Source organism: Nesterenkonia sp. HG001 (assembly GCF_034438835.1).
GTDB lineage: Bacteria > Actinomycetota > Actinomycetes > Actinomycetales > Micrococcaceae > Nesterenkonia > Nesterenkonia xinjiangensis.
The window spans coordinates 170,353-188,778 of sequence record NZ_JAOSZD010000005.1; the positions used below are offsets into that span (position 1 = coordinate 170,353).

The window sequence follows — 18,426 nt, forward strand, 5'->3', positions numbered from 1 at the left end:
TACTGATCAGTATCTTAGACTAGCTGTGTCGATCATCACTGTCACACTGACCACGCGGGCGAAGGAGTCGGACCATGAGTCAGACCACAAGTCACACCACCACCGACACTACTGACCACGAGGTGGCTTCACCATCCCTCGACACCGCTGTGCTCGAGGAGGTCCTGCTGGGCCGCTGGGCCGAGACGCGGCGCGTCTCCCGGGCGCTGGCCGCCGAGGAGCGCTTCCACAAGATCGAAGGCCTCACCAAGGAGGACCACCGCGAGCGCGTGCTGCGCCAGCTCCACGACCTCGTCTCCGCCGATGCGGTGCACCGCGCCTTCCCCCGGGAGTTCGGCGGGGCCGACTCCCACGGGGGCAACATCGCCGCCTTTGAGGAGCTGGTCACCGCCGACCCCTCGCTGCAGATCAAGTCCGGGGTCCAATGGGGCCTGTTCGGCGCGGCGGTGCTCCACCTGGGGACCGAGGAACACCATCGACGCTTCCTGCCCGGAATCATGGACCTCAGCGTGCCCGGGGCGTTCGCGATGACCGAGATCGGGCACGGTTCGGACGTGGCATCCCTCGGCACCACGGCGACCTATGACCCGGACACCGAGGAGTTCGTCATCCACACCCCGTTCACCGCGGCCACCAAGCGATATCTCGGCAATGCGGCGGTCGACGGCAAGGACGCCGTGGTCTTCGCCCAGCTGATCACCGACGGCGTGAACCACGGGGTCCACTGCTTCTACTGCCACCTGCGCGACGATGACGGCAACACCCTCCCCGGCATCACCATCACCGATGACGGTCAGAAGGGTGGGCTCAACGGTGTGGACAACGGGCGGATCCGCTTCGACTCGATCCGAGTCCCGCGCAGCCACCTGCTCGACCGGTACGGCGCCGTCACCGCCGACGGTGCCTATTCCTCCCCGATCGAGAGCCCGGGACGGCGGTTCTTCACCATGATCGGCACCCTGGTGCAGGGGCGGGTCTCGCTGACCGGCGCCTCGGTAGCGGCCTCGAAGCTGGCGCTGATCGGTGCGGTCACCTACGCCAACCAGCGCCGCCAGTTCAACGCCTCCTCCCCGGTGCAGGAGGAGGTCATCATGGACTACCAGCTCCACCAGCGGCGCCTGCTCCCCCGGCTGGCCACCACCGTGGCGCTGAGCTTCGCCCAGGAGAAGCTGCTGGCCAAGTTCGACGACGTCTTCTCCGGCGCCGACGACAGCGACGAGAACCGTCAGGAACTGGAGACCCTCGCGGCGGCGATCAAGCCGGTGGCGACGTGGCACGCCCTGGACACCCTGCAGGAGGCCCGGGAGGCCTGCGGAGGGGCCGGCTTCATCGCGGAGAACCGGTTCACAACCCTGCACGCCGACCTGGACATCTACGTCACCTTCGAGGGTGACAACAATGTGCTGCTGCAGCTGGTGGCCAAGCGGCTGCTCAGCGACTACGCCTCCGAGTTCAAGGACGCCGACGTCGGCGCCCTCTCCCGGTACGTCGCCTCCCAGGCCCAGTCCACCGTGCTGCACCGGTTCGGGCTGCGGCGGGCCCTGCAGTCGGTGCAGGACACCGGTGACGAGCGGCGCAGCGCCAACTGGTTCAAGCAGACCGAGGTGCAGCGCGAGCTGCTCACCGACCGGGTCCGGCAGATGGTCGCCGACGTCGCCGGGCAGCTCCGCAGCGTGGCCCGCAAGCCTCAGGCTGAGCAGGCCGCGACGTTCAACGAGCACCAGTACGAGATCATCAACGCTGCCAAGGCCCATGCTGACCTTCTGGTGTGGGAGTCCTTCACCGAGGCCCTCGAGGAGGTGGAGCACGCCGGCACTCGGCAGGTGCTCACCTGGCTGCGCGACGTCTATGCGCTCACCCGCATCGAGGAGACCCTGGACTGGTACCTCCTCCACGGCAGGATCTCCGCTCAGCGGGCCAGGACCCTCTCGCCCTACATCAACCGGCTGCTCGCCCGGCTCCGGCCTCTGGCCCAGGACATCGTGGACTCCTTCGGCTACACCGCCGACCATGTGCGCATGGAGGTCGCCTCCGGCGCCGAGCAGGAGCGACAGGACGAGGCGATGGAGCACCACCGAGTGCTGCGCGCCTCCTCGGAAGCCCCGATCGACGAGAAGATCCTGCTCAAGCGGCGTCAGCAGGAGCGCCGCAGCCAGCGTAAGGGGGGTTGAGGCTCTCCCACGGACCGTGTCGAAGACGCCCGTCGCCGCGCTCGGCGGATGCGGTTGAATGGTGTCATGACTATCACTGACACTGACGCATCCGCCGACCTCGACGGCCCGTTCCCCCGGGCCGAGGTGGAGAACCTCACCCGGGACGAGGCCGCCGCGCGTTCGGCGCACCTGAGCGTGCAGACCTGCGACGTCGACGTCGACCTCTCCGCAGCGGCCGCCGAGGGGGCCACGACCTATCCGGTGACCACGCGCATCAGCTTCCGTTCCTCGGCCCCGGGCGGGGAGACATTCCTCGACTACCTGGGTGCCTCCGTGGAGGAGGTCGTCCTCAACGGAGCCGCCCTTCCGGTGGCCGAGCACGTCGGAGCCGCCCGCATCCGCCTGCCGGAGCTGGCCGAGGAGAACCTGGTGGAGATCCGCTCCACCTCGCGGTTCTCCCGCTCCGGTGAGGGTCTCCACCGCTTCGTGGACCCCGCCGACGGTCAGGTCTACCTCTACACGCAGTACGAGCCGGCGGACTCCCGGCGGGTCTTCCCGGTCTTCGAGCAGCCCGATCTCAAAGCGGTCTTCCGGATCACCATCACCGGTCCGGAGACCTGGGAGCTGCGCTCCAACGGGGCGGAGACCTCCCGCGAACAGGTCCCGGGGGCCGCGGCGGGTCTCGAGGGCGTGGGCCTGGTGCGGGTCCGCTTCGCCGAGACCCGCCGGCTCTCCAGCTACATCACGGCGCTGCTCGCGGGGCCCTACCGCCGTGTGGACGGCCTCTGGAGTGGCGGAGTGGAGGGCGAAGAGCCTCTCGAGGTGCCGCTGGCGGTGCTGTGCCGATCCGCCCTGGCGGAGCATCTCGACGCCGAGGAACTGCTGGACCTGACCCGTCGCGGCCTGGACTTCTTCCACGCGGAGTTCGCCTTCACCTACCCGTGGGGCAAGTACGACCAGGTCTTCGTGCCGGAATACAACCTCGGCGCCATGGAGAACCCGGGGCTGGTGACGTTCACCGAGGCGTACGTCTTCGACACCGCCGCCACCGATGCCCAGCGTGAGACGCGCGCCAACACCCTGATGCACGAGATGGCGCACATGTGGTTCGGGGACCTGGTCACCATGCGCTGGTGGGACGACCTGTGGCTCAAGGAGTCCTTCGCCGACTACATGGGCTCCCTGGCCGTGGACGAAGCCACCGACTGGACGACGTCCTGGATCTCCTTCGCCAACGGGCGCAAGGCCTGGGCGTATGTGCAGGATCAGCTGCCCACCACTCATCCGATCGTCGCGGACATCACCGACCTGGAGGCGGCCGACCAGAACTTCGACGGCATCACGTACGCCAAGGGCGCCTCAGTGCTCAAGCAGCTGGCCGCCTTCGTCGGCCGCGAGGCCTTCCGCGAGGCGGCCCGACGCTACTTCTCCCGGCATGCCTTCGGCAATGCGAGCCTGAACGACTTCCTGTCGGTGCTCGGCGAGGTCTCCGGCCGCGACATGACCAGCTGGGCCGAGGCCTGGCTGCAGACGGCCGGCGTGCCGGTGCTCGCCGCCTCCGTGGACGACGCCGGCCGCGTCGTGGTCGACGAGAGCGGCACTGATCCCGCCACGGGTGGGCCGATCAGTCGTCCGCACGTCGTGGAGGTCGGTGTCCACGTGCTCGATGAGACCACCGGGACGCTGCGCCGCACCTGTTCGGTGCCCACGACCCTGGACGGCCGGACCGTGGTGACCGAGCTGGAGCTTCCCGCTCCGGGGGTTCCGCGACTGCTGCTGGCCAACGATGAGGACCTCACCTATGCCAAGCTCAGCCTGGACGCCGAGTCCGTGGCCGCGGTGCTGGTCCACCCCGTGCAGGACCCGCTGGCCCGCGCCACCGTCTGGGCCGCGCTGTGGTCCATGGTCCGCGACGGTGAACTGAGCGCCTCCCGATTCCTGGAGGCGGTCATGACCCTGGGCCTTCAGATCGAGGAGGTCGTGGTCGTCCAGGCGCTGCTGCGGCAGAGCGTCCGTGCCCTGGAGCTGTACACTCCGGTCGAGCAGCGCGAGACGCTGGAGGAGAGGTTCGCCGGACGCCTGGCGGAGTTCATCTCCGAGGAGGCGGGCGGGGACCGGCAGCGCGCGGCCGCCCGCACGCTCGCCACCCTCTCGCGCCGGACATCGGCCCAGCTGGAGCTGCTGGCCGCGCTGCTCGACGGCGAGGCCGCATCCCTGGGCATCTCCGGGCTGGATCTGGATGAGGAGATCCGCTGGGCGTTCCTCCAGGCGCTGACCGTCCACGGGCGGGTCCAGCGTGAGGTGCTCGACGCCGAGCTCGCCGCCCGCACCACGGCACGCGGGCGGATCGCCCACCGGCTGGCGCTGGCCGCCCGACCCCAGGCCGAGGTCAAGCGTGCGGCCTTCGCCCAGGCGATCGCCGGCACGGACGAGCACGGCGCGGAGCTCTCCAACGATCACCTCACCGCCACCGTAGTGGGGTTCCGCTGCGGACCGTCCACCCTCGTCGCGGACCATGACGAGGACTACTTCGCTGCTCTGCAGGACGTCTGGACACGGATGAGCCAGGGACAGGCCACCCGAGTGGTCTCCGGGCTCTACCCGGGAGTCCAGGACCTTGCGGCCGGCCAGTCCCCTGAGGAGCACCCCGCGGCCCGGCGCACCGCCGAGTGGCTCCGAGCCCACGACGACGCCCCCGCGGCCCTGCGGCGCATCCTGATCGAAGAGCAGGACGGCCTGCTGCGCGGACTTCGTGCCCAGCAGGCCGCTCGGAGCTGAGCGGCTCTGCCCGAGGCAAGTCACCAGCCGGGCCCCGCCCCAGATCGTCTCTCAGTTGCGGATCGTCTCTGAATTCAGCGACGATCCGCAACTGAGCGACGATCTCAGAGCCGGCAAGGACCTGCTGCCCGGCGACGACTAGGCGACGAGATCCTCGTTGGCGGCCTCACGCGCGGCCACGCGCTTCTCGCGCCGCTTGTCATTGAGCAGGCAGAGCACGATCGCGACCCCGAAGAGCACCACCAGGGGCCCGGCGATGAAGAACATGGTGATCGCGTCACCGCCGGGGGCGGCCATCGCGGAGATCAGCGCGATGAACATCAGCGTGCCGCGCCAGCTCTTGAGCACCCGCCGACCGGTGATCAGGCCCATCATGTTCACCCCGACCAGCACGACCGGGATGACCATCGCGATCCCGAAGGCCAGGAAGAGGTGCAGCACGAAGGTGAAGTAGACATCCGGGGCGATGATGTTGGAGGTGCCCTCGGGGTTCAGGGTGAAGAAGAAGCGGATCGCCTGCGGCAGCACCACATAGGCCATGGCGATCCCGATGACGAACAACGGCACCGATGCGGCGATGAAGCCCATCGCATAGCGCTTCTCCTTCTTCTGCAGCCCGGGCATGATGAACGCCCACACCTGATAGAGCCACACCGGAGACGAAATCACGATGCCCACGAACAGGGAGATGCGGATCATCAGATCCAGCGGCTGCCCGACCGTGTTGAAGGCGATCTCGGTGCTGCGGTCGACGTCGTCGAAGTCGACCACCGGGGAGCTCAGCAGCGCAAAGATCGTGTCATAGAGGAAGAAGCCCGCGACCGCACCGACGACGATGCCGAGACAGGCCTTGATGAGGCGATTGCGGAGCTCACGCAGATGCTCTTTGAGGGGCATCTTCCCCTCAGCGTCCCTGCGGCGTCTCTTCCTGCGGCGTCGTCCGGTGGTCCGGGGATCCTCGTCCTGCGTCCCGGCCATCGGCCGCCCTCAGGCGTGGTCCCGGCGCTGCTCCGAGCCGCGGCGGCGCGGAGACTCGGAGGGGTCCACCACGCGGCCTTCCACCGCCGGGCGCTCGTCGGCGTCGGGCTCGGGCTCCTTGTCCTGGGACTCGTCGTTCATCGTGCGGACCTCGGACTTGAAGATGCGCATCGACTGGCCCACGGACTTGGCCAGCTGCGGAAGCTTCGGCGCACCGAACAGCAGGATGATGAGCAGGGCGATGATGGCGATCTGCCAACCGGTGATGTTCATGGAGTGCGTCCTTTCGTCTGTGTCTCAGGATACTCCACGCAGCTGGACGCGCTCCGCCGCACCGCCGCCAACGCCGCCTCGGCCCGGTGCAGCACCTCCGCAGAGAGCTCCTCCGGAGCGGTGACGGTGACGTCGCCGCCGGAGCGCAGGGCCAGGTCGACGGCGATGGCCGGGCTGCGCAGTGCGACTTCCACCGTGCGGGAGCCGCCCTCATGCCACGCCTCTCGCAGCGGCGCCCAGCCGTCGGCGAGTGCGACGGCCGACGGGGCGAAGCGCAGCGTGACCAGCGTGTCCTCGGGCAGCCGGGGAACCTCAGGACGCCGCGCGGGCTCGGCGGCCAGCCGGAGCGACTCCCGGCTCAACGGCGTCTCCGGAAGCGGACAAAGCTCCAGCATCCGGGACAGCAGGAAGTTCCGCTCCCCCTGAGCAGAGCGGCACCAGGCACGCAGATAGGTGCGTGGCCCGTCATGCAGCAGGTTCACCGGATCGACGGTGCGCCTGGTGCGCCGCCCCTGAAGGTCCTCATAGAGCAGCTCCACGGCATGACCGGCGCCCAGGGCCGCGTGCAGCTGGGGCTCCCGGCCGAAGTCATCGTCGCTGTGCCAGACCACACTCAGCTCGGTGGCGGTGACGTCGAGCTCCTCAGGCACGATGGCGCGGATCCGGTCACGCAGCCGCTCGGCGGCGGCCCGGACCAGCTCCTCAGTGGGGTCCTCCGAGGCGATCAGACCCTCGAGTCCGATGAGCAGGGACAGTGCCTGCGGGGTGGAGAGCCGCAGCGGCCTGCCCAGGGTGCTGCTGAGCCGTTCCCCGGGCAGCTGCACCCGGATCACCGGATCCTCCGGGACCAGCCGCTCCTCGAAGACGCGACGGGTCAGCGGCAGCTCCGGGGTGATGTCGATGTAGTGGCCGAACTGCGCGTCGTCGAAGGCCGCGGACTGCTGCAGTGAGAGCAGGTCGCGGTGCAGCTGGCGGGGTTCCAGGCTGTAGCGCCGGAGCAGGTCGCTGACCCTGGCGCCGCCGGAGGCCTGCAGATAGGCGGCGATGCTCACCACACGGGCGATCTTGACCAGGGCGTCGTTCCTCGCCCCGTGCCTGGCCGGCTTCAGCTCGATCGGCTCCGCCGGAAAGTCCCGGTGGGCGCGCAGCACCGACTCGAGGTGGGACCGCACCAGAGCGGTGAGCCGATGACCGGACAGGATGTGCACCTGGGGCCCCGCCGCCGCGACCTTCCCGACGAAGGAGTCGTGCAGCGAAGTCTCCACGGTGAGCCTGCGGGCGCCGTCTCCTCGGCTCCGCCGGCGCTGAGTGACGGCACCATCCGCGCTCTCAACATCCTCAGCACTCTGCGCCCGGGCATGCGGCAGGAAGGAGGGCACCAGCGCCTCGGCGACCGAGAGCTCCACGGTCTCGGTGCCATGGACCGGCCCCAGGGTCTCGAGCTGCTCCTGGGTGACCTTCCGGGGATCGACCCGTCCCTCCGCGATGCCCTGCAGGATGGCGGCGGCACCGTCGTCCTGCACCGTGAGCGGCTCGATCGCCCCCCGGATGCGGTCCAATCGGTAGACCCGCACGGCATCGCGGTCCAGGTCGTGGCCCACCAGGTACCAGCCGCCGCGCGACCCCACGCCCAGAGGCAGAGTCCGGCGGCGTTCAGCGCGGTGCCGGCCGCGCGGGCCGTAGGCGAATCCGACGACCCGTGAGCCGCGGGCCTCAGCCAGCACGGCCAGGTGGTCGAGGACCTGATCGTCCGCCAGTCCCAGGCGGACCGCGGACGGCTGGGACTGCGCCGGTCCGCCGATGTCGGGGAGCCCGCCCTCGCCGAGATGAGGCGCGAGCAGCGCGCCCGAGGCCTGACGGATCGCCTGCTGGGCTCGGGTGCCGCTCCACAGCAGCTCGGTGTGCCGCAGCGCGACGACCTCCTCGGCGTCCAGCTCCAGCAGCGGCAGCCCGTGGGCCTGAGGATCGATCAGATAGCGGAACTCGTGGTCCCCTCCGCGTCCCTCGCGATCCTCCGCACCGCCGCCCTGCTCGGTGATCTCGATGCCGATGCGTCGCAGATGCCGCTTGTCCCGGCTGAACTGCTGCTCGAAGGCCTCCGCAGAGGCCCCGTCACCCGCAGTCCGGTAGTGCTCGACGCGCTCCCGGACCTCAGCCTTGGTGAGTCCGCTCGGCGCGGCGTCGATCAGCGTGGCGGCCAGGGACAGGGCACGGCTCACCCCGGAGTCGGCGGTGACGTCCTGAGTCTCCTCCGCACCCGTGTCGTGCGAGGCGGCCTCATACTCCGCGACGACGTCCCCGTCGATGCCCGCGTCGATGCCCACGACGCGGTCCGCGGCGCGGCGGCTGATGTGCCGGTACCCGACCACGTCGGCTCAGCCGGCTCGGCGGATGCTGACCAGGTCGACCACGAAGATCAGGGTCTCGTTCGGACCGATGGCCCCTCCGGCGCCCTGCTCCCCGTAGGCCAGGTGCGGCGGGATCTCCAGACGGCGCCGAGCACCCTCCTTCATCCCGATCAGGCCCTGGTCCCAGCCGGAGATCACTTGGCCGGCGCCGGCGGTGAAGTCCAAAGGCTGGCCGCGGTTCCAGGAGGCGTCGAACTCCTCACCGGTGGACCAGGAGACCCCGACGTAGTGGCAGGAGATCTGGTCTCCGGGCTCGACTCCCGGGCCGCCGCCGGGGATGAGCTCCTCGACGACGAGCTCCTCCGGAGGGGTGTCGCCGGGGAAGTCGATCTCAGGACGGGTGCGGTCGTAGCTGCGCTGACCGAAAGACATGGGGGATTTCCTCTCCGTTGCGGGACGACTCGTCCCAGCCTAACGGAGTCGAGAGCCGATGCTCGGCGCGGAGAGTCCCTGCTCACCCTGGGCACATGCAGGACGCCCCGGGAGCATCACCTGCAGGTGATGCTCCCGGGGCGTCCCGGTCGTCCATGTCAGCTCAGTGACATCAGTCGTCCTCCGTGTCGTCGGCGTCTGCGTCCTCGCCGCCCTGCTCCTGCATCATCTCCTCGAGCTCCTCGAGCTCCTCCTCCGTGAGCTCGGGCTGCTCCGGCATCTGCTCCTGGGTCTGCTCGGGCGCCGGGGCGGAGGCGATGAGGTCCACCACGAAGATCAGCGTCTCGTCCTGCAGATCATGGCCCTCGGCCTCGCCGTAGCCGGACTCCGGCGGGATCACCAGAAGCACACGGTCACCGACGTGCTTGCCCTCCAGCCCTTCGGCCCATCCGTCCACCAGGTTGTCCAGGGGGAAGCTGGCCGGCGGCACCGAGGCGGCCTCGCCGTCCTCGCCGTCGTCCTCGGCTTCCTCGTCCTCGGTGGTCCCGTCCTCGGTGGCCTGCTCCGAGTCCGGCGGTGTGACGCCCGGCCACGCGGAGTCGAAGACCTCGCCGTCGGACCATGTCCAGCCGGTGTAGCGGACCACGACCTGGTCAGTGGTTCCGATCTCCGCACCCTCGCCGGCGATGAGCACCTCGCTCTCGGTCTCCTCCGGAGCCTCCTCCTCATCGGGAGCGGCGGGGAGCGTGGGAGCTTCGCCGACCTCCGAGGTGATCTCCGGCAGGTCTCCGCTCTGCTCCTGCTCCTCGCCGGTCGCATGGGCGGGCACCTGGTCATCGATGCGGAGGATCACCAGCGAGTCCGCACCGCCGGTCTCGGCGCTGCCCGGCTCATAGAGGGCGATGTCGGAGCCGACGGTCGCCCCGGTGTCCACCAGTGAGTCGTAGATGAATTCGCTCTGCTCCTGGATCATCGGCAGGAACAGCAGCGAGGGCGTGTCCTCGCTGAAGTTCTCCTGCTGCACCGCGCCGCTGGCCGGGTCGACCGTCGCCGAGGACACGTGCAGGATCTGCTCCGGATCCAGTTCATCGCCGTCCCCCTGGGACAGGATCAGCGAGGACTCCTCGTCGGACTCCACAGGATTGCTGATCAGCACCTCGGGAACACCCTCGTCGGTGAAGTGCAGATCGATCCCCGACAGAGCCGAGGTGTCGCCGAGTCCGTCGCTGGAGCAGCCGGCCAGCAGCAGCACTGCTGGGGCAGCCAGGGCGTATTGCATCTTTCGCACGAAGGGTGTCCTCCACAACTGATCGGGGCGGGCGGTGATGTCGCCAGGGTGAACTGTACAGGGTCGACCCGGAGCCCCGCTCAGGGCAGAGCCGTCACTCCAGGTCAGCGCGTCTCCTCAGATGAGCGGCGGCTCCGGCGGAGGCACCGGCGATGTCGCCACGTACCGTTCGGAGAGCGCCAGCGGTCCCGGCTGTGCCTCCCGCTCGGCATCGTCGAGCTCGCGCAGTTCGCCGCGGAGCCTGCCCAGCAGCGTGTCGACCCGCGGATCCTCGGCGGCGAAGGGATCCTTGACCATGACCGCCTCCAGGGGCCGGTCCACCAGCTTGTGATGCACCCAGTCCACGGTGTGCCCGGCGCCATGGGCCCGGGCCGCGGAGAGGAAGCGTCCCCGCACCGCCGCACGGGTCGTGGCCGGCGGATCGGTGATCGCACGTCGCAGCCGGGCCTCGTCGAGCAGCCGCACGGCCCGCCCCCGGCGGACCAGCAGGTGGAACAGCCCTCGGTCCGGGTGGATGTCGTGATAGGCGAAGTCGATCTGGTCCAGTCGCGCGTCACCGAGCCCGAGCCCGGCTCGGCCGGCCACCTCATCGATGAGTCGTCGTTTGATCGCCCAGTCGATCTCGCGATCGATGAGCGAGTGGTCCCCGCTGGCGACCGCCTCCACGGCGCGGCCCCAGAGCTCGAGGACCTCCTCGACACGGTCGTGGTGAGCACCGTGCCGAGCCACGAAACTCCGCGCCCGATCGAACAGGTTCTGCTGGATCTCCACGGCGGTCACCTGACGGCCCTCCCGTGTCCGCACCCTCGCCCGGCCGGTGACGTCATGGCTGATGTGGCGGATCGCGCTGATCGGGTTCTCCAGCTCATGGTCCCCCAGGGGCGCCCCTGACTCGATCATCCGCAGCACCAGGTCCGTGGAGCCGAAGCGCAGCAGCTGGGTGGTCTCGGACATGCTGGAGTCCCCGACGATGACGTGCAGCCGACGATGCACGGCCGCATCGGCGTGCGGCTCGTCGCGAGTGTTGATGATCGGCCGAGAGCGGGTGGTGGCCGACGAGATACCCTCCCACATGTGGTCCGCCCGCTGGGAGAAGGCGAAATGGGCCTCCTGGTCTTCGGTGGCGGGCACGATCCGCCCGGCCCCGGCGATGATCTGCCGCGTGACCAGGAAGGGCAGCAGCACCGTAGAGAGCCGCCGGAAATGGGTGGTGCGCGGAATCAGGTAGTTCTCATGGGATCCGTAGGAGTTGCCCTGGGAATCGATGTTGTTCTTCAGCAGGTACACCGAGCCAGGCAGCCCGTCGGCGGCCATCGCCTCCTCGGCGCGGAGCGCGAGGTCATGCATGATCAGCTCGCCGGCGCGGTCCGAGGCGATGAGGTCGAGGAGGTCGTCACACTCGGCGGTGGCGTACTCCGGATGGGAGCCGACGTCGAGGTAGAGGCGTGAGCCGTTGGGGATGAAGACGTTGGAGCTGCGCCCCCAGTCGACCACCGGGCGGAACAGGTACCGGGCCGCCTCGTCCGGCGGCAGACCGCGCCGCCCGCGCCCCTGGTGGGCCAGCCCGAACTCGGTCTCCACACCGACGACGCGTCGCTCCATCCGGCTACTGCCCGCCCTTCTGGACGAACCCCTTGACGAACTCCTCCGCGTTGGTCTCCAGCACCGAGTCGATCTCGTCGAGCAGGCTGTCGAGCTCCTCGGCGCGGCCCTGGGACTGGGCGCTGCCGCCGGTGGGCACCGGAGCTGCGGCGCCGTCGTCGGGCACTGTGGGTCGGTCCTGGGCGCTCTCGCCGGGACGGCGCTGCGGCTGGGACGGCATGGTCGCTCCTCTTCTCCCCGCCGAGGTGACGCCGCCCGGGCTGGGCGCCGACGGCTCGGCGGTCTCGATCTCTCTCAGGCCTCAGGTCGAGTCTACGACCCTGCCACCGACGCCGTCAGGACGGCCCCACAGACACGCCCCGCTCAGGGCTGCAGCAGCCGGGTCAGGCCGGCCACCAGCTTCTCCGGGGTGTCGGCGTCGAGCAGGACCAGCTCGGCGTCGTTCCGGGAGCCGCGGGTCGGTTCGGTCATGCTGAGCCGGGTGGCGCGGGCCAGCGGGCCTGTGCGGAGCAGGATCTGGTCCCAGCTGGCCCCCACGAGGTGCTCGGAGTGCTGGGCGACCAGCTGGCCGCGCAGCCAGGCGCGGGTCTCCTCCGGCGGGTGCGCGGCGGCCCACGCGATCTGCTCGTCGGAGAACAGCCGCCGCATCCGGCCGGCCCGCACGAGCTTGTGGTACAGCCCGCGTTCAGGCCGCAGATCGGCGTACTGCAGGTCGATCAGCTTCAGCTGGGGCGCATCCCAGTCCAACCCGTCACGGCGCCGGTAGGACTCCATCAGGGCCAGCTTCGCGACCCAGTCGACACGGTCCGCCGCCTGCGAGACGTCCTCGGTGAGATCCTCCAGCAGCGTCCCCCAGGCTTCGAGGATCTCGGCGGTCTCCGTGTCCGGGGCGGTGAGCGCGGTCTTCGGCCCGGACTTCTCCGAGGCACGGGAGATCGCGGCCTTCAGGTAGAGCCGCTGGATGTCCAGGGCCGTCATCTGGCCACGGTTCGTCCGCACGGTGGTGGTCAGCGAGGGATCGTGGGAGATCGCCTTCAGCGCCTCCACGGGATCGTGCAGGCGAAGCTGCGGAGCATGTCCGGACTCGATCAGGTCCAGCACCAGCGCCGTGGTGCCCACGCGCAGCCAGGCGGAGTACTCGCTCATGTTGGCATCGCCGATGATCACATGGAGCCGGCGGTGCCGGTCCGCGTCCGCGTGCGGCTCGTCCCGGGTGTTGATGATCGGCCGACGGACCGTCGTCTCCAGGCCGACCTCCTCCTCGAAGAAGTCTGCGCGCTGGGAGATCTGGAATCCGACGCCGGTGGCCCGCTGACCGATCCCCAGCCGCCCCGCGCCGCAGATGATCTGCCGCGTCACGAAGAACGGGATGAGTCCGGCGACCAGCTGGTCGAAAGGCACCTCGCGCGGGACCAGGTAGTTCTCGTGCGCCCCATAGGAGACGGACTTGCCGTCGGTGTTGTTCTTGTACAGCAGCAGCTCCGGGCTGCCCTCCTCGTCAGCCAGCCGCTGCGCGGCACGGCGCACGATGACGTCACCGGCGACGTCGTAGAGCACGGCGCGCCTGGCGCCGATGGTCTCCGGGGCCGAGTACTCCGGGTGGGCGTGGTCCACATAGAGCCGCGCCCCGTTGGACAGCACCAGGTTCATCAGTAGCTGCGGCTGCCCCTCACGCAGCCGGAAGAAGTCGCCCCGCCAGTGTGCGGAGCCGGGCGCATGGAACTCGGAGTCCCCGTGCCCCTGCTGCCCCTCGGAGACGTCGGCCGGGCTCGCGACGTCCGCGGGCGAAGGATCTCCCCCGCTTACGCCGTCCAGCGCCTCAGCAGTGTCGGTGAGCTGGCTGGCATGCGCGGCGGAGCGCGGCAGCACCCAGCCGCGGGCGTCCACCAGCGGGGACTCGGACTGGTAGTCCCACTCCGTGCCGGCGACGGCGCCGCCCTCTTCGGTGACCGCCGCCGCATAGGCGTTGACCAGCTCGATGGACAGCGCCACATGGCTGGCCCGTGGGTTCTGCGGGGCGTGGATGCCGTACTCCGTCTCCATGCCGATCAGCCGACGCACACTCATGACGGGCCTCCGGCCAGCCGCTCGACGCCGACCACCGGGGACGGGGCCGCCCCCAGCACGCGCGCCCATTCCTGCGGGTCGACGGTGTTCACCAGATCCTCCTGGTCCCGCAGCTCTGCCTCAGCGGCGGCCAGCAGCTGGTCCTCCGTCAGCCCCTTGGCGTCGGGGCGGCGGTCCGAGGCCAGGAACTCCTTGATCGCGGACTTCTTGGCCCGGTCGACGATGTTGCTCAGCACGGCGCCGGAGATGAAGTCCGCGGCGGCGAAGTCGGTGCGGGACCCGTCGGCATGGACCAGTCGCAGCCGTGGCTCCGACTCTGCCGGATAGAGCCGGGCGACGACGGCCTCGACCAATGCCTGGACAGCCGAGGCGTGGCCTCCCCGCTCCGCCACGAAGTCGGCGCGCAGCGGCAGACGTCCGCCCAGATGGATGCCCAGGATCTCGCGCGCACCAGCCGCACCCGGCCGGCGGACGCGGATCTTCACGTCCAGGCGGCCCGGACGCAGGATCGCCGGGTCGATCATGTCCTCACGGTTGGAGGCGCCGATGACGATGACGTTGTCCAGCGACTCCACTCCGTCGATCTCGGCCAGCAGCTGCGGGACGATGGTGGTCTCCACATCCGAGGAGACTCCGGTGCCGCGGGTCCGGAACAGCGCCTCCATCTCGTCGAAGAAGACCACCACGGGGTGGCCCGCCGATGCGCGCTCCCGCGCCCGGGAGAAGATCACCCGGATGTGCCGCTCGGTCTCGCCGACGTACTTGTTGAGCAGCTCAGGGCCCTTGATGTTGAGGAAGAAGCTGCGCGGGGCCGCGACCTCCCCGTTCTTGTGCCCGCCGGGAGCGCCTCCGCCCTGCAGCGAGGAGGCCACCGCCTTGGCGATCAGCGTCTTGCCGCAGCCGGGCGGCCCGTAGAGCAGGATGCCCTTGGGCGCGCTGAGCCCGTGTTCGCGATACAGGTCAGAGTGCAGGAACGGCAGCTCCACAGCGTCACGGATCTGTTCGATCTGCTCAGAGAGCCCTCCGATGTCCGCGTAGGACACATCCGGGGTCTCCTCGAGCACCACGTCCTCCACCTCCGAGAGCGGGACGACCTCGGTGGCGGTGCCGGTGCGCAGATCCACTGTGACGGCGTCGCCCACCCGGACGCTGACGTCCTCCTCACCGAGGGCCAGCCGCACCACCCGCTCGTCCTCTCCCCGGCTGAGGATCACCAGTCGCCCGTCGGGCAGCACTTCCTTGACGCGGGCGAGCTCTCCGGTGGACTCGGCCGGCAGGACCGCCACCACAGCCAGGTGCTCGTTGAGCAGCACCTCCAGCCCGGGGCGGAGCTCTGCCGGATCGAGCAGCGGCGACACGCTGACCCTCATCTTGCGACCCGCGTGGAGGATGTCCACGCCGGGCCCGGTGGTGGCCTCGATCTCGCGGCCCTCGACAAGCTCATGCTTCTCCCGATAGCCGATCACGGTCCCGAAGGTGAAGGGAGCCTGACCGTCGGCGTGCAGCGCCTGGCGCAGCTGGTCCATCTGGTTCCGGGTGGTCTCCAGCAGGCGGGCCATTCGCTGGTTGTTGGTTCCGGCGGTCTGCAGCTGCTGCTCGAGCTGCCGGCTGCGCTGGCGCAGCGCGTCCAGCTGCCGGTGGGTGCGGTCGAGCCGCTCCTGCAGCTGCTCGACGGAGGGCGTCGTGGGTCCGGTCGGGGAACCGGGGGTGTGCTCCTGGCTCATGGTGTCTGCTCCTCTCCGCCGCCCCCGCCCTGCGGGTCGTGGTCGGCACGGCCGGCGTCCTCGGCCGGCGCGACGGCGTCGCCCTCACGAGCGGCGTCGGCGATCTTCCTCGCATGGGTGGCGGCCTTGCGCGCCTTGCGTCCGGTGACGGTGCGACGTTTCAGCGTGTGCTCGTCCCACACGGCGTCCTCAGGCATCCAGGCCGCCATGTCCTCAGCGGTGACCTCCGACTGCTTCTCCCGCTTCTTCAGCTGCAGCGGCGTCTGATCATCGGCGAGCCGACGCGCAGAGAGCAGGAAGCCGGTGTGGGCGACCATCCGATGGTCGGGACGCACGGCCAGCCCGTCCAGGTGCCAGGTCCGCAGCATGGTCTCGTGGGCCTCTGGCTCCGTGAAGACCCCGGAGGCGCGGATCGCCTCGGCCAGCCGCGACAGCTGGGTGACGGTGGCGACGTAGCTGACCCAGACACCACCGGGCGCCAGCGCGCGGCGGACGGCGTCGAGGCATTCCCAGGGCGCCAGCATATCCAGCACCACCCGGTCCACCGAGCCCGGTGCCTCGATCCGCGGGACCTGCTCCTGCATGTCTCCGACGTGGACCTGCCAGCCGGGGTGCCGCTGGCCGAAGAAGCCCTCGACGTTCCCCCGAGCGATCTCCGCGAAGTCCTCTCGGCGCTCGTAGGAGTGCACGGTGCCCTGATCGCCCACGGCACGCAGCAGAGACAGCGAGAGGGCTCCGGAGCCCACGCCCGCCTCGACCACGTGCGCTCCGGGGAAGACGTCGGCGATCTGCACGATCTGCGCAGAATCCTTCGGGTACACCACGGTCGCCCCGCGCGGCATGGAGAGGACGTAGTCGTTGAGCAGGGGCCGCAGCACCTGGTACTGGTGGTCGGCGTCGTTGACGACCACGATCCCCTCCGGCTGGCCGATCAGCGTGTCATGGCGCAGCACGCCCTGGTGCGTGTGCCACTCGCCGCCACGCTGGAGCGTGATGGTGCTGGGCCTCCCCCGCCGGTCGGTCAGTTGCACGCGCTGTCCTGCCTGCAGCGGGCCCTTGCGCATGTGCACGCCCACGGGGCCGCGACCCTCGGTCACGGATGCTGCCGGGTCGGACTCGGGGGTGGTGCTCACGGATCTCACTCTCGTCGAAAGGGTGTCAGGTCGCTGCTCGCGCGGGCACCCTGGCGGGCGCCGTCGGGCTCACCGAAGAGCCTATCGCTCCTGGGAGCCCTCGCGCCCGCCGTCGAGGCCGCGGCGGTGCGCGAGCCGGGCCCGAGCCAGCCGCACAGACTCGCCGGCGCCCTGCCAGAGGAAGAAGCACACCATGGTGGCCACCACCACGACCAGGATGCTGACCCGTGGAGACCCCGACGCCGCCAGCGCCAGCACGGTGGCCGCGATCGCCACGACCACCGCACGTCCGGCCCAGCCGGAGGCCAGCATGCCGCGATCCTGGCTGCCGGTGGAGCGCCACACCGCAGACTCCACGATGCGCCCGCCGTCCAGCGGATGCCCGGGCAGCAGGTTGAAGACGCCGACCAGGAAGTTGACCAGCACGGTGACGAAGGCGAGCATGCCCAGCACCCCCACCGGCTCCAGCGCCTCGATGAGCGCCCAGCCGACGGCGGCGATGAGCAGGTTCGCGGCCGGCCCGGCCAGGGCGACGGCCAGCGACTTCCCGGGAGTGGCGTCCCGGGTGACGAACTGGGTGTGCCCGCCCCAGAGGTTCAGCTCGATCTCCGTGGAGGGCCAGCCGAAGGCCCGGGCGGTGAGCGCGTGCGCGAGCTCATGGGCCAGCACCGAGACCAGCAGCAGCACCGCATAGGCGGCCGCGACGAGGTACGCCAGCGGACCGATCTCCGGGAAGATGCGCTGCACCTGCGGCCCGAAGAGCACCACGATCACCGCGCTGACCAGGAACCAGGAGTACTGCAGGCGCACTGGGGTGCCTGCCACACGGGCGATCGTGAATCCGCCGCCGCTCAGGCGCCGGGTCATGGGCGCACCAGGGAGCCGAGCGCGCTCCCCGGCGACACCGACACCAGGCGCTCCAGGGCATCGACCCCGAGGCCGCGCAGACTGGGCAGCACATGCCAGCGATCGGACTCGGGCAGCGGACTCATATGCGGCACAGCGAGGGTGACGATCCCGGAGTCGGCGGCGGCGGCGGTGCCCGGCACGGAGTCCTCCACGGCCAGGCAGCGTTCGCGCGCCAGCGGCTCGGGGTGGTCTGCGGCCATGCGCTCGAAGGCCCGGTGATAGGCCTCCGGATCAGGCTTGCCGCGGGCCACCATGTCTCCGGAGACGATGAACTCGATCTGGCCCTCGGGCAGAGCGTCCACGACCTCATGGGCCAGCGGACCCTCGCTCATGGTCACCAGCGCACAGCGGACCCCGGCGGCGTGCAGCTCCTGCAGCAGCTCACGGGCCCCAGGGCGCCACGGCATCTCTTCCCGGACCTTCGCCACGACTCTGCCGATGAGGTGGTCGATGATCTCCCGGACGCTCAGATCCACCCCGGCGGCCTGCAGCACCGCCGCGCTGTGGGTGAGCGCCTGCCCCACCAGCGAATGGGCCTGTTCCTCGGACCAGGTGCCGCCGTGCGCGGCGACGAGCTCGTACTCGGAGGCGATCCAGTAGGGCTCGGTGTCGACGAGGGTCCCGTCCATGTCCCAGAACACCGCCTGGAGCGGACGGGACGGATCGGCCGAGGAGGTGTGGGAGAGCATGGGATCCATCCTAGGGGCCGCTCCCGCGCTCACGCCGTCACCGACGTCACAC

The 18,426-nt window shown here is 70.0% G+C and carries 14 protein-coding genes; 2 read left to right on the plus strand and 12 right to left on the minus strand.

Annotated elements, in window-relative coordinates; all coding sequences use genetic code 11:
• Window positions 1-74 precede the first annotated feature (74 nt).
• Both ODE13_RS10375 and pepN read left to right on the plus strand, forming a co-directional pair.
• A complete protein-coding gene (locus ODE13_RS10375) occupies window positions 75-2,171 on the plus strand; it encodes an acyl-CoA dehydrogenase (protein ID WP_322479205.1) in 2,097 nt (698 codons plus the stop codon).
• A gap of 66 nt (window positions 2,172-2,237) precedes the next feature.
• Complete coding sequence (gene pepN / locus ODE13_RS10380) at window positions 2,238-4,931, plus strand: aminopeptidase N (protein WP_322479206.1); 2,694 nt, start codon at window positions 2,238-2,240, stop codon at window positions 4,929-4,931.
• Between the two features lie 138 nt (window positions 4,932-5,069).
• On the opposite strand, the gene tatC is transcribed toward pepN, so the two are convergent.
• The 12 genes from tatC to ODE13_RS10440 all read right to left on the minus strand — a co-directional run bounded on the left by tatC (window position 5,070) and on the right by ODE13_RS10440 (window position 18,374).
• Window positions 5,070-5,909 (minus strand): twin-arginine translocase subunit TatC, encoded by an 840-nt coding sequence (tatC, locus tag ODE13_RS10385; RefSeq protein ID WP_179542645.1) that lies wholly within the window; start codon window positions 5,907-5,909, stop codon window positions 5,070-5,072.
• Window positions 5,910-5,918: 9 nt separating this feature from the next.
• Entirely contained in the window at window positions 5,919-6,182 is a 264-nt protein-coding gene (gene tatA, locus ODE13_RS10390) for a Sec-independent protein translocase subunit TatA (RefSeq protein ID WP_179542644.1), read from the minus strand.
• Window positions 6,179-8,551 (minus strand): helix-turn-helix transcriptional regulator, encoded by a 2,373-nt coding sequence (locus tag ODE13_RS10395; RefSeq protein ID WP_322479207.1) that lies wholly within the window; start codon window positions 8,549-8,551, stop codon window positions 6,179-6,181. Before ODE13_RS10395 ends, tatA begins: the two co-directional genes overlap by 4 nt.
• Window positions 8,552-8,557: 6 nt before the next feature.
• Window positions 8,558-8,962, minus strand: a complete 405-nt coding sequence (locus ODE13_RS10400; RefSeq protein WP_322479208.1) for an FKBP-type peptidyl-prolyl cis-trans isomerase — start codon at window positions 8,960-8,962, stop codon at window positions 8,558-8,560.
• Between the two features lie 172 nt (window positions 8,963-9,134).
• The gene (locus ODE13_RS10405; protein WP_322479336.1) at window positions 9,135-10,241 is read right to left on the minus strand and encodes an FKBP-type peptidyl-prolyl cis-trans isomerase; all 1,107 of its coding nucleotides are present in this window, start codon (window positions 10,239-10,241) and stop codon (window positions 9,135-9,137) included.
• A 126-nt stretch (window positions 10,242-10,367) separates the two neighbouring features.
• A complete protein-coding gene (gene pafA / locus ODE13_RS10410) occupies window positions 10,368-11,852 on the minus strand; it encodes a Pup--protein ligase (RefSeq protein WP_322479209.1) in 1,485 nt (494 codons plus the stop codon).
• Window positions 11,853-11,856: 4 nt separating this feature from the next.
• Entirely contained in the window at window positions 11,857-12,072 is a 216-nt protein-coding gene (locus tag ODE13_RS10415) for a ubiquitin-like protein Pup (protein WP_322479210.1), read from the minus strand.
• A gap of 143 nt (window positions 12,073-12,215) precedes the next feature.
• Window positions 12,216-13,919, minus strand: coding sequence for a depupylase/deamidase Dop (gene dop, locus ODE13_RS10420; protein ID WP_179542638.1), 1,704 nt, complete (start codon window positions 13,917-13,919; stop codon window positions 12,216-12,218).
• Window positions 13,916-15,643, minus strand: coding sequence for a proteasome ATPase (arc, locus tag ODE13_RS10425; protein ID WP_322479211.1), 1,728 nt, complete (start codon window positions 15,641-15,643; stop codon window positions 13,916-13,918). The genes dop and arc overlap by 4 nt, the downstream gene beginning before the upstream one ends.
• Entirely contained in the window at window positions 15,640-16,707 is a 1,068-nt protein-coding gene (locus ODE13_RS10430; RefSeq protein WP_322479337.1) for a tRNA (adenine-N1)-methyltransferase, read from the minus strand. The genes arc and ODE13_RS10430 overlap by 4 nt, the downstream gene beginning before the upstream one ends.
• A gap of 150 nt (window positions 16,708-16,857) precedes the next feature.
• The gene (locus tag ODE13_RS10435; protein WP_322479212.1) at window positions 16,858-17,643 is read right to left on the minus strand and encodes a site-2 protease family protein; all 786 of its coding nucleotides are present in this window, start codon (window positions 17,641-17,643) and stop codon (window positions 16,858-16,860) included.
• Window positions 17,640-18,374, minus strand: a complete 735-nt coding sequence (locus tag ODE13_RS10440; protein WP_322479213.1) for an HAD family phosphatase — start codon at window positions 18,372-18,374, stop codon at window positions 17,640-17,642. The genes ODE13_RS10435 and ODE13_RS10440 overlap by 4 nt, the downstream gene beginning before the upstream one ends.
• Window positions 18,375-18,426 lie beyond the last annotated feature (52 nt).

What these genes read in the sequence shown, in the direction of transcription:
- ODE13_RS10375 (WP_322479205.1), top strand. Translation starts at nt 75, where the DNA reads ATGAGTCAGACCACAAGTCACACCACCACCGACACTACTGACCACGAG.
- pepN (WP_322479206.1), top strand. Translation starts at nt 2,238, where the DNA reads ATGACTATCACTGACACTGACGCATCCGCCGACCTCGACGGCCCGTTC.
- tatC (WP_179542645.1), bottom strand. Translation starts at nt 5,909, where the DNA reads ATGGCCGGGACGCAGGACGAGGATCCCCGGACCACCGGACGACGCCGC.
- tatA (WP_179542644.1), bottom strand. Translation starts at nt 6,182, where the DNA reads ATGAACATCACCGGTTGGCAGATCGCCATCATCGCCCTGCTCATCATC.
- ODE13_RS10400 (WP_322479208.1), bottom strand. Translation starts at nt 8,962, where the DNA reads ATGTCTTTCGGTCAGCGCAGCTACGACCGCACCCGTCCTGAGATCGAC.
- ODE13_RS10405 (WP_322479336.1), bottom strand. Translation starts at nt 10,241, where the DNA reads ATGCAATACGCCCTGGCTGCCCCAGCAGTGCTGCTGCTGGCCGGCTGC.
- pafA (WP_322479209.1), bottom strand. Translation starts at nt 11,852, where the DNA reads ATGGAGCGACGCGTCGTCGGTGTGGAGACCGAGTTCGGGCTGGCCCAC.
- ODE13_RS10415 (WP_322479210.1), bottom strand. Translation starts at nt 12,072, where the DNA reads ATGCCGTCCCAGCCGCAGCGCCGTCCCGGCGAGAGCGCCCAGGACCGA.
- dop (WP_179542638.1), bottom strand. Translation starts at nt 13,919, where the DNA reads ATGAGTGTGCGTCGGCTGATCGGCATGGAGACGGAGTACGGCATCCAC.
- arc (WP_322479211.1), bottom strand. Translation starts at nt 15,643, where the DNA reads ATGAGCCAGGAGCACACCCCCGGTTCCCCGACCGGACCCACGACGCCC.
- ODE13_RS10430 (WP_322479337.1), bottom strand. Translation starts at nt 16,707, where the DNA reads ATGCGCAAGGGCCCGCTGCAGGCAGGACAGCGCGTGCAACTGACCGAC.
- ODE13_RS10435 (WP_322479212.1), bottom strand. Translation starts at nt 17,643, where the DNA reads ATGACCCGGCGCCTGAGCGGCGGCGGATTCACGATCGCCCGTGTGGCA.
- ODE13_RS10440 (WP_322479213.1), bottom strand. Translation starts at nt 18,374, where the DNA reads ATGCTCTCCCACACCTCCTCGGCCGATCCGTCCCGTCCGCTCCAGGCG.